The organism is Ruegeria sp. CDSC052, from assembly GCF_059610685.1.
In genome coordinates this window covers 60,336-73,086 of record NZ_JBXWOB010000014.1, presented here as the reverse complement: position 1 = coordinate 73,086, position 12,751 = coordinate 60,336, and the positions used below count along the sequence as shown (strand labels likewise).

General features: G+C 58.3%; 13 protein-coding genes. 9 read left to right on the top strand and 4 right to left on the bottom strand.

Annotated features, from left to right (window positions below; genetic code table 11):
* The first annotated feature begins 118 nt into the window (after positions 1–118).
* From AC2FIM_RS17620 to dxs, 6 genes are all read left to right on the top strand, one after another.
* Positions 119–631, top strand: coding sequence for a MarR family winged helix-turn-helix transcriptional regulator (locus tag AC2FIM_RS17620; RefSeq protein WP_142640252.1), 513 nt, complete (start codon positions 119–121; stop codon positions 629–631).
* Positions 628–1,329, top strand: coding sequence for a response regulator (locus tag AC2FIM_RS17615; RefSeq protein WP_142640254.1), 702 nt, complete (start codon positions 628–630; stop codon positions 1,327–1,329). The genes AC2FIM_RS17620 and AC2FIM_RS17615 overlap by 4 nt, the downstream gene beginning before the upstream one ends.
* Before the next feature lie 68 nt (positions 1,330–1,397).
* Positions 1,398–2,324, top strand: a complete 927-nt coding sequence (locus AC2FIM_RS17610) for a histone deacetylase family protein (RefSeq protein WP_496708295.1) — start codon at positions 1,398–1,400, stop codon at positions 2,322–2,324.
* Positions 2,321–2,563 (top strand): exodeoxyribonuclease VII small subunit, encoded by a 243-nt coding sequence (locus AC2FIM_RS17605; protein ID WP_142640258.1) that lies wholly within the window; start codon positions 2,321–2,323, stop codon positions 2,561–2,563. The genes AC2FIM_RS17610 and AC2FIM_RS17605 overlap by 4 nt, the downstream gene beginning before the upstream one ends.
* Positions 2,564–3,430, top strand: coding sequence for a polyprenyl synthetase family protein (locus AC2FIM_RS17600; RefSeq protein WP_496703189.1), 867 nt, complete (start codon positions 2,564–2,566; stop codon positions 3,428–3,430).
* A gap of 16 nt (positions 3,431–3,446) precedes the next feature.
* A complete protein-coding gene (gene dxs / locus AC2FIM_RS17595) occupies positions 3,447–5,375 on the top strand; it encodes a 1-deoxy-D-xylulose-5-phosphate synthase (RefSeq protein ID WP_281995949.1) in 1,929 nt (642 codons plus the stop codon).
* Positions 5,376–5,598: 223 nt separating this feature from the next.
* Here the strand turns inward: dxs and AC2FIM_RS17590 are convergent, their stop codons facing one another.
* Positions 5,599–6,795 (bottom strand): BCCT family transporter, encoded by a 1,197-nt coding sequence (locus tag AC2FIM_RS17590; protein ID WP_142640264.1) that lies wholly within the window; start codon positions 6,793–6,795, stop codon positions 5,599–5,601.
* A 139-nt stretch (positions 6,796–6,934) separates the two neighbouring features.
* Between AC2FIM_RS17590 and AC2FIM_RS17585 the strand changes: the two genes are divergently transcribed.
* The 3 genes from AC2FIM_RS17585 (at position 6,935) to msrA (ending at position 8,862) form a co-directional block, all read left to right on the top strand.
* Positions 6,935–7,813 carry a DMT family transporter gene (locus tag AC2FIM_RS17585; protein ID WP_496732202.1) on the top strand — a complete coding sequence of 293 codons (879 nt, stop codon included), beginning with the start codon at positions 6,935–6,937 and terminating at the stop codon, positions 7,811–7,813.
* 93 nt (positions 7,814–7,906) lie between these two features.
* On the top strand, positions 7,907–8,356 hold the full coding sequence (gene msrB, locus AC2FIM_RS17580) for a peptide-methionine (R)-S-oxide reductase MsrB (RefSeq protein ID WP_142640268.1): 450 nt from the start codon (positions 7,907–7,909) through the stop codon (positions 8,354–8,356).
* Positions 8,353–8,862: a peptide-methionine (S)-S-oxide reductase MsrA gene (msrA, locus tag AC2FIM_RS17575; RefSeq protein WP_142640270.1), complete on the top strand. Its 510-nt coding sequence runs from the start codon at positions 8,353–8,355 to the stop codon at positions 8,860–8,862. Before msrB ends, msrA begins: the two co-directional genes overlap by 4 nt.
* Positions 8,863–8,883: 21 nt before the next feature.
* On the opposite strand, the gene AC2FIM_RS17570 is transcribed toward msrA, so the two are convergent.
* From AC2FIM_RS17570 to fzlA, 3 genes are all read right to left on the bottom strand, one after another.
* The gene (locus tag AC2FIM_RS17570; protein WP_281973717.1) at positions 8,884–10,887 is read right to left on the bottom strand and encodes a hydantoinase/oxoprolinase N-terminal domain-containing protein; all 2,004 of its coding nucleotides are present in this window, start codon (positions 10,885–10,887) and stop codon (positions 8,884–8,886) included.
* Between the two features lie 72 nt (positions 10,888–10,959).
* The gene (gene queG, locus AC2FIM_RS17565; RefSeq protein ID WP_496678858.1) at positions 10,960–11,997 is read right to left on the bottom strand and encodes a tRNA epoxyqueuosine(34) reductase QueG; all 1,038 of its coding nucleotides are present in this window, start codon (positions 11,995–11,997) and stop codon (positions 10,960–10,962) included.
* An 80-nt stretch (positions 11,998–12,077) separates the two neighbouring features.
* The gene (gene fzlA / locus AC2FIM_RS17560; RefSeq protein WP_142640277.1) at positions 12,078–12,743 is read right to left on the bottom strand and encodes an FtsZ-binding protein FzlA; all 666 of its coding nucleotides are present in this window, start codon (positions 12,741–12,743) and stop codon (positions 12,078–12,080) included.
* Positions 12,744–12,751 lie beyond the last annotated feature (8 nt).

Sequence of the window (12,751 nt, the reverse complement as noted above, 5' to 3'; positions counted from 1 at the left end):
AATATAGGTCCGAAGTGGACATAAAGTTGCGCAAAAACTGCGATTCGATACCTGTCCGCTCTTGGAATGTCAACAACGCTGACATAAACTCGGACCTGTGTAACGAATGAGGCAGAATATGTCAGATACCCGCCCCGCCCAGGCCTTTGGCGGAGAAAGCCTGTTGTTTCTTACGGATGAACAGCTGCGGCAGGGGATCGAGGCGATGTTTTTCGCCTATCGCGGGTTCACGGCGGACCCGGATCGCATTCTGACACAGCTGGCATATGGGCGGGCACACCACCGTGCTATCCACTTTATAAATCGCGCGCCGGGGACGACCGTCAATAACCTGCTTGCTATTCTAGGAGTGACGAAACAGTCTCTGAACCGGGTCCTTCGGACATTGATTGACGATGGGTTGGTCGAAAGCAGGGTCGGTACAGTGGACAAGCGCGAACGGCACCTGTTTCTGACCGAAGCCGGGAGGGCGCTTGAAACCAGGCTGTCCGAGGCCCAGCGCGTGCGGATGCGCGCGGCCTATAAGGACGCAGGCCCAGAAGCGGTGTCTGGGTTTCGCAAAGTGCTTGAAGCAATGATGGATGCTGATATGCGTCATGCCTATACCAAATTGCGGGATACGACCTCATGAGTGATATGGACGCCCATCTGTTGATCGTTGACGATGACGAGCGTATTCGCGATCTGCTCAAGAAATTCCTGATGCGAAACGGGTTTCTGGTGACCGCGGCGCGGGATGCGGCCCATGCACGTCGGGTGCTGTCGGGGCTGGATTTCGACATGATCGTTCTGGATGTGATGATGCCCGGCGAAGATGGTGTCAGCCTGACCAGAGCCTTGCGCGAGACCCACACCACCCCGATCCTGTTGCTGACGGCGCGGGGCGAAACCGAACACCGTATCGCCGGGCTTGAGGCGGGGGCCGATGATTATCTGGCCAAACCGTTCGAGCCCAAAGAGCTTTTGTTGCGGATCAATGCGATCCTGCGCCGGATGCCGGAAACCCCGGCACAGGATGCCGCAACCAAGATTCTGCATCTCGGCCCGATCCGCTATGATGTTGAGCGCGGTGAGATGTGGCGGGGCGAAGAAACGGTCCGCCTAACCGCAACGGAAAGCCAGCTGATGAAGATCTTCTCGGCCCAACCCGGCGCCCCTATCAGTCGCGCCAAGCTGGTCGAGGATCTGGGCCGTGACAAGGGTCAGGCGCAGGAGCGTGCCGTGGATGTGCAGATCACACGGCTGAGACGCAAGATCGAGCAAGACCCGAAACAACCCCGGTACCTGCAAACCGTGCGCGGGGCCGGGTACATGCTGGCTCCGGATTGATTGAGCCGCTGCGTGGCGGTTCTTTGCCTTCGGCGAAGGTATTTTGACCAGATGAACAGGGGATTGTGATGAAAACTGCCCTTTTGACCCATGCGGATTGTCTTGGGCACGTGACACCCGAGGGGCATCCGGAACAAGTCGCGCGACTGGAACATATCCTTCATGCGCTGGATAGGCTGGACCTGGATCGTGTGACCGCGCCGCTTGCAGCCGATGATGACCTGCTGCGTATTCACCCCGAAAGCCATATTCGCGACATCCGCAAAAGCCGCCCGACAGAGGGATTCCGGCAGGTGGACGGCGATACATTCATGTCGCCGGGATCGGTAGATGCGGCCTTTAGGGCTGCAGGGGCTGTGGTGAAAGCCGTGGATTTAGTGCTGGGCGGAGAAGCCCCAAATGCGTTCTGTGCCATTCGCCCCCCCGGCCATCACGCCGAGAATGAAACCGCCATGGGGTTTTGCCTGTTCGGCAACGCCGCATTGGGGGTGAAACACGCGTTGGATCATCACGGTCTGCGCCGCGTCGCTGTGGTGGATTTCGATGTGCATCACGGCAATGGCACGCAGGATTTGCTGTGGGATGAGCCGCGCGCGTTGGTGATCACCAGCCAACAGATGCCCTTGTGGCCGGGATCAGGCCACGCCGACGAGACCGGCGCCTTTGAAAACGTCCTGAATATTCCACTGTCCCCCGGAACCGGCGGCGCCAAGATGCGCGCCGCCTATGAAACATTGGCTTTCCCTCGACTGCGCGCCTTCAAACCCGAGCTGATCATAATCTCTGCCGGGTTTGACGCCCATCAGGATGATCCGCTGGCCAATCTGACCTGGGCCACCGAAGATTTCGCCTGGATCACTGCCGAATTGTGCAAGATTGCCGATGAGCATTGCGCGGGACGTATCGTCTCGACTTTGGAAGGCGGGTATGATCTGAAAGCCTTGGCCGAGGCCACACGTGCCCATGTGGAAGAGTTGATGAAGGCAGCCCGATGACAGATACACCCGTTGACCAGATGACATTCGAACAGGCGATGAAAGAGCTTGAGGCCGTTGTCGGCCAGCTGGAGCGTGGCGATGTGGCGCTGGACCAGTCCATCGCCTTGTATGAACGGGGTGCAGCGCTGAAGAAACGCTGCGAGGATGAACTGAAGCGGGCCGAGGAAAAAGTGGCCGCGATCACCTTGGACGCCGATGGTCAACCGACCGGGACGACGGTTGTCGAAGGTCAGTAAATGTTTCGCGAAAGACTGGCCCAGGATGCAACGCTGATTCAGGGCCATTTTGATCTGGTTCTGGGCGCGCTGGACGATCTGGATGTGACACAGGCGATGGCCTATGCCACGCACGGCGGCAAAGGTCTGCGCGGGTTTTTGGTGCTGGAAAGCGCGCGGCTGCATGATGTGGATACAGCGCGTGCGATCTGGCCTGCCACGGGGATCGAGGCATTGCACGCCTATTCTCTGGTGCATGATGACCTGCCCTGCATGGATAACGACGATTTGCGTCGCGGGCGCCCGACAGTTCATGTGAAATGGGATGAGGGCATCGCGGTTCTGGCAGGCGACGCGTTGCAGACGCTGGCATTCGAACTTTGCACCCGTCCCGAAATTGGCCCCGCCGAAATTCGCGCGGAATTGGCCTTGTCTCTGGCGCAGGCAAGCGGAGCGCAGGGCATGGTGCTGGGCCAGGCGCTGGATATCGCGGCGGAATCGGCAGACTCTCCGCTGACGCTGGAAGAAATCACCCATTTGCAGGCAGGAAAAACCGGAGCGCTGATCGAGTGGTCTGCATGCGCCGGCGCGCGTCTGGCCCAAGCTGATCTTGCGCCCTTGCGCCAATATGCCCAATCCCTTGGTCTTGCTTTTCAAATCGCAGATGACATCTTGGATATAGAGGGTAACGCCGAAATTGCGGGCAAGCGCCTTCAGAAGGATGCCGAGGCGGGAAAGGCCACGTTTGTGTCTCTGCTGGGCCTCGACGCCGCCAGAACCCGTGCCGCGGAGCTGGTGGAACAGGGCTGCGCCGCGTTGGAAGGCTATGGCGCGTCGGCTGAAACCTTGAAGGACGCCGCCCGCTTCGTTATTGCCCGGGACAGCTAAGCCAGGAACGCGCCATATGTCTGACCGCCCGAACACTCCTCTGCTGGATCTTGTGAACCGCCCGGCCGACCTGCGGCAGTTTTCGGACGCGCAGCTGCATCAGGTGGCGCAGGAATTACGGGCCGAGACGATCTCGGCCGTGTCGGTCACCGGCGGGCATCTGGGTGCGGGTCTGGGCGTGGTGGAACTGACCACCGCGCTGCATGCGGTATTCGATACGCCGCGTGACAAAATCATCTGGGATGTCGGGCACCAGTGCTATCCGCATAAAATCCTGACCGGGCGGCGCGACCGGATCCGTACCCTGCGCCAACCCGGTGGGTTGAGCGGGTTCACCAAGCGCAGCGAAAGCCCCTATGACCCGTTTGGCGCGGCGCATTCCAGCACCTCGATCAGTGCGGCCCTTGGCTTTGCCGTGGCGCGAGATCTGGGTGGCGTGACGCCCGAAGGTCTGGGCGATGCGATTGCGGTAATCGGCGATGGCTCGATGTCGGCGGGTATGGCGTTTGAGGCGATGAACAATGCGGGCCACCTGAAAAAGCGCCTGATCGTTATCCTCAACGACAATGAAATGAGCATCGCACCGCCGGTTGGCGCCCTGTCCAGTTATCTGTCGCGCATTTATGCCGAAGAACCGTTCCACGATCTGAAGGCCGCCGCCAAGGGCGCGGTGTCCTTGTTGCCGGAACCGTTCCGCGAAGGCGCCAAACGCGCCAAGGAAATGCTCAAGGGCATGGCCGTAGGCGGTACTTTGTTCGAAGAACTGGGCTTTTCCTATCTCGGCCCGATTGACGGACACGACATGGATCAGCTGTTGCCGGTGCTGCGCACGGTCAAGACGCGGGCCACCGGACCGATCCTGATCCATGTGCTGACAAAAAAGGGCAAGGGCTATGCCCCTGCCGAGCAGGCCCGCGACAAGGGTCACGCGACCGCGAAATTCGATGTTGTGACGGGTGAGCAAAAGAAGGCGCCGTCAAACGCACCCTCTTATACGTCGGTCTTCGGCAAGACCCTGGTGGAAGAAGCCGCGCGGGACGACAAGATCGTCGCCGTCACCGCCGCCATGCCCGATGGAACCGGGTTGAACCTGTTTGCCGAACGCTACCCGTCACGTTGTTTCGATGTAGCGATTGCGGAACAGCATGGTGTGACGTTCTCGGCGGCTTTGGCTGCGGGCGGGATGAAGCCGTTCTGCACCATGTATTCGACCTTCCTGCAGCGCGGCTATGATCAGGTCGTGCATGATGTGGCCATTCAGCGCCTGCCCGTGCGATTTGCCATCGACCGCGCTGGTCTGGTGGGCGCTGATGGGGCGACCCATGCCGGATCGTTTGACATTGCCTATCTGGCCAACCTGCCGGGCATGGTCGTGATGGCCGCCGCAGATGAGGCCGAGCTGATGCATATGGTGGCCACCGCCGTCGCCCACAACGAAGGCCCGATCGCCTTCCGCTATCCCCGCGGTGAAGGCGTGGGCGTGGACCTGCCCGAGCGTGGTGAAGTGCTTAAAATCGGCAAAGGCCGGATAATTCAGAAGGGCGCGCGTGTGGCATTGCTGTCATTCGGTACGCGCCTGGCCGAGGTACAAAAAGCCGCCGAGGCCCTATCCGCACGCGGCATCACCCCCACCATCGCCGATGCACGTTTCGCCAAACCGCTGGACCGCGACCTGATCCTGAATCTGGCCGCCAATCACGAGGCGCTGATCACCATCGAAGAGGGTGCGATTGGCGGTTTCGGCAGCCATGTGGCGCAGCTACTGGCCGATGAGGGTGTGTTTGATCAGGGCCTTAAATACCGCTCGATGGTGTTTCCGGATATCTTCATTGATCAGGCAAACCCGGCGGATATGTATGCGGTTGCCGGTATGAATGCCGAACAGATCGAGGCCAAGGTCCTGTCTGTTCTGGGTGTGGCCACGATTGGTGAAAAACGCGCCTGAGGGGCCATTAAGGTTATCAACTCCAAGGAAGATGGAACCTCAAGTGAGCTCTCCAGTGAGTGACGATTGAACTAAGCCAACATAAGTAAAAGATATTGCAAGTTTGTGATTTCACACGTGTCGCTTTGTTTGGCCTTTTTGACCCTTTCCGCATCGCTTACACAGTCGCGGCCAAAAAAATACGGGCACCAAGGCGCCCGTATTAGCTTTTTCTCGATGTTGATCAGTGAACCGTCTCGACCTTGTGGAAATCCAGATCACGGTCTTCGGGCATCCCAGTTATGCTCAGCACCTCTTTGCGTTTGGTGATCAGGATATAAACCACACAGGCCAGATAGAGGCCGACAACAACTGCGCCGATCCACTGGATCTGCAACCACTGGCTTTGGAACAGCAAGGTCAGGACGAACAGCAGCACAACATTGCCCGCCACATAGATCGCTTTACCAAAGCGGGCGACTGTCATGTTCAGGTTGTCCGTATAGAGCCTGATCAAAGAATCCAGTGAGTTGATCACGAAGGTCACGCCCACAATCACCATCGCAATGTTGGTGATGCCTGCGGTGCTGATGCCGTTCAGGTGGTAATAGTAGAGAACGGTGAACCAGATCGCCAAAGGTATCGACGGAAAGATCAGCAGAGCAGCCAGTAGCTGCCAGGTCTTCAGCCCACCTACAAAGCGAGATGTGAACTGGCCGATCATGATCGACCAGGCAAACCACCAGAACAGGTAGAAGGCGTGATAATCTGTCAGCGGCAGGACAAACTTGTGCAGGTTGGTGAAATAGGCACCAACATTGCTTCCGGTTTCCACAAAGCCATTCACGCCCATGCCCGCAGCAACCCACATGCCCAGGATCAGTGCCAGGAACAAAAAGGTCGAGCCCACCGACAGGATACGCACGTATTTCAGGTCGGTCGAAGAATAGGCCGCTGCCAGAATGACGACAAACACGATGACATAGAAGGTGGTGACCACTGACTCGCCGTCTCCGACCTCGGGCAGGTAGCCAGGCAGGTAGATCAGGAACAGGCTGGCGGTGAAAGCGCAGGTGCCGATGATGACCACATTGTTGATCAGCTTGACCAGCGGGATTTCAAAGAACTTCACGCGCGGCTCGATGACACAGAAATAGAACGCGGTCAGAAAGTAGAACGCCCAGATCAGAAAGCCCCAGAACCCGAATTCGATCGCCAGTGGGTTGGCAAACGCATAGGCGGGATCTTCGGCATAGCCGCCGAATTCGGTCAGCGGAAACATGATCAGGCCGACATCCAACCCGGATGTGAACAGAATCGCGATGAAGGTGAACAGATGAACCGGCGTTACGCCGACGATCCGCAGATTCCACCACTTCACCACAAAGAAGGCAACAAGGCCCAACGCCAGCAAGACGCCAAATGATAGTATGTACTCCAATAGCACCGACAATCCTCCCATTAATGTCAGTTCATGACGCTGTTATAGTTTATTGGCTGATCAATCAATAAAAACAGCACTGCTTGCGGCGCGCGCTTATTCGGTCAACAGTGCGCGAAAATCTGAACAGGGGGTCGCGATGGATTTTCGCGCAATGGCCATGGGGCTGACATTTGCGTTTATCTGGTCTTCGGCCTTCACCTCGGCCCGGATCATCGTGGCGGACGCATCGCCGTTGTTTTCCCTGGCTCTGCGGTTTCTGATCTCGGGTTTGATTGGCGTCGTGATTGCACGGGCGATGGGCCAAAGCTGGCGGCTGACGCGGTCACAATGGTATGCCACCATCCTGTTCGGGATATGTCAAAATGCCCTTTATTTAGGCCTAAACTTCTATGCGATGCAAACAATCGAGGCCTCTGTTGCCGCCATCATCGCCTCGACCATGCCATTGCTGGTTGCCTTGGCCAGTTGGCTGTTTATGGGCGACAGATTACGGCCAGTTGGAATTGTCGGCCTGTGTGCCGGGTTCGCCGGTGTTGCTCTGATCATGAGCAGTCGGATCGGCGACGGCGTTGATCTGTTCGGCGTCTTGCTTTGTGGCATTGGAGCGCTTGCGCTGACATTTGCCACGCTCGCAGTGCGTGGGGCGACATCGGGCGGGAATTTCATGATGGTGGTTGGCTTACAGATGCTGGTCGGATCGGCCATTCTGTTTGTTGCAGCACCGGTATTCGAAACGATTCATTTCCACTTGACGGTGCAGCTGGTCCTGGCCTTCACCTATACAACTCTGTTTCCCGGCCTTCTGGCCACGTTCATCTGGTTCCTGCTGCTGAATCGGATCGGCGCAACCCGGGCGGCCACGTTTCACTTTCTCAACCCGGTCTTTGGTGTCACCATCGCCGCGATCTTGTTGGGCGAAAAACTGGGGCCGCTGGATGCGGTCGGGGTTCTTATCACAACACTGGGCATTCTGGCGGTGCAACTGTCTCGCCAACCCGGCAGAAAACCAGCCTGACCTTGCACAACTGCGCGAGCCCGGCAGAACACCCTTTGCTTTCCGCCAATAATCCCCATCTATTATGCGAACCACCAGAAGTCCGGAGGAGCAATGACCCGTTACACCAAATCCCCTGAGGCCGTCGCCGCATTGTCGCCCGAGGAATACCACGTCACGCAAAACAGCGGCACCGAACGGCCCGGAACTGGCAAACTGCTGAATAACAAAGAACCCGGCATCTACGTGGATATCGTCTCGGGTGAGCCTTTGTTCGCCTCGGCGCACAAGTACGAATCCGGCTGCGGCTGGCCCAGTTTCACCAAACCAATCGTGCATGAGCATGTTGAAGAACTGCGCGATGCCTCGCTGGGTATGATCCGGACCGAAGTTCGCTCGAAACATGGCGATAGCCATTTGGGGCATGTATTTCCCGACGGCCCCCGCGAACATGGCGGGCTGCGATACTGTATCAACTCAGCCTCATTACGGTTCGTCCATCGCGATCAGATGGAAGCCGAAGGCTATGGCGAATTCCTGATTCATGTGGAGGAGATCGAATGACCGAACATCGCGCCGTTCTTGCCGGGGGCTGCTTTTGGGGCATGCAGGATCTGATCCGCAAACGCCCGGGCGTTTTCCGCACTCGCGTCGGATATACTGGTGGAGACGTGCCCAACGCCACTTATCGCAACCATGGCACCCATGCCGAGGCGATCGAGATCTTTTACGATCCTACCGTGACCACCTATCGCGATCTGCTCGAATTTTTCTTTCAGATCCATGACCCGACTACGGTGAACCGGCAAGGGAACGACATGGGGATGAGCTATCGCTCGGCCATTTATTATGTCGATGACGCCCAGAAACAGGTCGCCCTGGACACCATTGCCGATGTGAATGCCAGTGGCATCTGGCCCGGCAAAGTCGTGACCGAGATTGAACCCGTTGGCGATTTCTGGGAGGCCGAGTCCGAGCATCAGGATTATCTTGAACGCATCCCGAACGGCTATACCTGCCATTTCCCGCGCCCGGATTGGGTTCTGCCCAAACGCGACGCGGCCGAGTAAGGATTAGCCCCGGATCAGGGGCTAGTCAGACGCCACCCGCGGCCTTCCACTGGCCTCGACGGTGATCATTGCCTCAACAAAGACCTCCTGCGCTTCGATGCGGGCGGTGCGGATATCCCGGTCGACGATCACTCGGATATCCTCGGCACCGGCTCCGCGCACTTCTCCTTCCGCCTCATCCCTCAGGATGGATTCCAGCAGCGCCATCGCCTCGTCAGAATCGCTAAAGTCCTGAGGCCCGTCTTCAAGATGCACCCTGTACCGCCCTTCGGATGGCGCGGTGACGGTCCCGGCCCGGCGCAGTGTCAGCCTGCCAACCACAGCTCCAATCGCATTGGCCACGCCCGTGTGTTCCGGCAGAATCATGCGGCATCGCAATCTTTCCCCGACTGCGGGGTAATAGCTGGGGGCCGACGCCCCAAGACCGATCACATCCACATTCAGTGCCGCGTCCAGCGCCACCAAACCGCGATGCCCGGCCAGACCTTTCCGCGTCAAAACATGCCGGGCCAGATCGGGTGCCAGAACGCCGAAATCCTCGGCTTCTTCTGAAAAAGCGGTCTCTAACAAGGTCAAAGAGGTCTGTTCGGTCAGCTGATCAACGATCATCTGCGCCAACAGATCCGGTGTTGCAGCCAGCATATCACCGGTGCCAATCCGTTTTCGCGCCACCAGTTCCAGCGCTTTGCGTGCAGCCTCTGCGTCCCAGGCATCCAAACGGCCCAGAACATGGCTGGCATCCGAAGGTGTCACGCCGGATACCTGAACGATTCCACGATCCATCAAACGAGTAAGTGCGCCTGTCTCCATCCGCGTTTTAAGCAAATCGGACAGCGGCAGGACCTTCTGCCCCAAGCGATCCACCAGGGCGGTTTCCCTTGCCCCCAGACCTTCGGCATGAACACCCGGTACCAGACGTGCGAACCGGGTGTCATGTTCACCCACGGTTGGGGCCCGCAACTGCGCATCCAGGGCCGTGTGAACCTCGTCGGGCGCTTCTGACGCGATCAGAGATACGGGCAAAACACGGCGCGGTCCCAGGAAGATGCCCCCGCCCAGCCCTTCGGTTACAACATGTACCTGACTGTCCCCGCCCAACCCGTGGGTCCGCATTGCGACGGCCTCCACCATGGTGCGAAAGCCGCCAACCCTGGCACCTTCGGGATCAATGGCGGGCTTGCCATCCCGGATCAAGGCGACATCGGTCGTGGTACCACCGATATCTGATACCAGCGCGTTCTCGGCTCCCGTTAGCCAGCGCGCCCCGACGATCGAGGCCGCAGGGCCGCTCAAAATCGTTTCAATCGGTCGATCCCGCGCCTGTTCGGCGCTCATCAACGCTCCGTCGCCTCGAACCACCATCATTGGCGCTGAAATTCCTAGCGTCACAAGCTGATCCTGTGCCCGTCCGATCAAGCGGTCGATCATGCCAATCAACCGTGCATTCAGCACCGCAGTCACCGCACGTTTTGGGCCATTCAACTTGGCCGACAGATGGTGCGAACATGTCACCGGCGCACCCGTCCGATCAGTAATAATGCGGGCGACCTCAAGTTCATGCGCCGGGTTTCTGGTGGCGAACTGACCGGCCACCGCGAAGCCGGAGATACCAGAATTAGAGTCTAAAAAGGCTTCTACCGCCTGAACATCCAATGGCCTGGCCTCTGTTCCCGCATGCGTGTGACCGCCCGCCACAACCAAAGCTGGATCCCCTTTCAAAGCATCCCGCAGACCATGCTTTTCCAGATCACTCTCCCTGAACCCGATATAGATCAGAGCAACCCGGCCACCCTGCCCTTCGACCAGCGCATTCGTGGCCAATGTCGTTGACAGCGACGCCATTGAGATCTGCTCCGGTGACACCTGAGCCTGCGTCAGAACCGCAGAAATCGCCTTGCCAACGCCAATCGCCAGATCAGCTCGTGTTGTCAGAGATTTGGCTGAAGCAATCACCTCGGTCTCATCCCGGACCAGCACCGCATCCGTATAGGTTCCGCCTGTATCAACCCCCAAAGCCAGCGCCATCGGGTTCTCCTTCCTGTTCGCTGTGATTGGGTTTAGCGGTTTGCACCGACACGTCCAGCCTGTTTGCGGCACCTAGGACAGTTGTTTGACCGCCCAGCGCGCGGCATCTGCCACGGCTGAATCCGGATCCTCTGTCAAATCCTGTGCAATCGGTATCAACCCCTGCAGGCCTGAGTTGCCAATGGCGTACAGCACATTTCGCACAAACCGGTCCCGTCCAATCCGCTTAATTGGAGAGCCCGAGAATTTCGTTCGAAATTCCGGATCGTCCAGGCCAGCCAATTCTGCCAGCCGAGGAGCCTTCAGATCCTCACGCGCTGCATAGCGCATGTCACTGGCCGTGACTGCGAATTTGTTCCAGGGGCAGGCGGCAAGGCAATCATCGCAACCATAGATCCGATTGCCGAGTTTCGCGCGCAGGTCTTCATCAACCGGACCCTTGTGTTCGATTGTCAGGTAAGAAATGCAGCGCCGCGCGTCCAACTGATAAGGCGCCGGGAATGCGTCTGTCGGACAGGCGGCCAAACAGGCCCGGCAGGATCCACAGTGATCCACCTCTGCTTGATCCGAAGGTAGGTCCAGAGTTGTAAAAACAGACCCTATAAAGGCCCAATTTCCCCAATCGCGACTTACAAGATTGGTGTGCTTACCCTGCCATCCCAACCCCGCAGCATGACCCAAGGCCTTTTCCGGAACCGGGGCGGTATCGACAAAGACCTTCACCTCGCCACCAGCCTCGGCTATCAACCAGCGGGCTAACCTTTTGAGCCGCTTCTTGACCAGGACGTGATAGTCCTTGTTCTGCGCATAGACTGAGATCGCCCCCTTCTCGGGGTGGTCCAGAATCTCGGTTGGATCATGTTCGGGCGCATAGCTTTCTGCCAACATGATCACCGATTTCGCCTCGGGCCAGAGCGCTGCCGGGTCGCCTCGCCAATGGGTCCGCTCGGCCATCCATCCCATTTGCCCGTGATATTCGGCCTGCAGGAACGCCTCCAGCCGAGCGGGCACTTCGGGGACATCCCACGGGCGACAAATGCGACAAGACACAAAGCCCTCGCTCAGCGCCTGTGCCACCAGCCTATCCTTTAAACCCGATCCGCTCTTCATCTGGCCCTAAATACCTTCGGGGGGAATCGCGCCCCAAGGCGCGATGGGGGGGGGCAGACAGCCCCCCTTGTGCGACCCTATCAGAAATCCAGATCTGCGTAATGGGTGGGCGGCCTGAACCCAGGAACCTGATCCGCCAGGATCGACCGGAAAGCAGGTCGGGATTTGATCTTGGCGTACCAGTCTTTAACCGCCTGAGACCGATTCCAATCCACGTCTGAGATATAATCCAGCGTCGATAGATGCGCCGCAGCCGCAAAATCGGCCAATGTCATCTGATCCCCGGCCAGCCAACGGCGGTGATCCAGCAACCAGGCCATGTAATCCAGATGATACTTGATGGCCTTGGCACCTTGCTTGACATTTTTGCTGTCAGGATAGCCCTGACCGGTAACTTTCTTGTTCACGCGCTCATAAACCAGTTTGGATGTCACCTCGTGATGGAACTTGTCATCAAACCAGGCCACCAGCCGACGCACTTCGTATCGTGCCTCCGGCGTTTGGGGCATCAGCGCAGGATCGGGCCGGGTTTCTTCGATATATTCGCAAATCGCGTTGCTTTCGGACATGATCTTTCCGTCCAGACGAAGAACCGGGACTTTTCCGGCCGGGTTGCGCCGCAGGAAATCCGGGTCTTTCTCCCAGTATTTCTCCTCGACCAGCTCAACCTCAATCTTCTTTTCCGCCAGTGACAGGCGCACCTTGCGGCAGAAGGGGGACAAGGGAACATGAAACAAACGCGCCATGGGCTTCC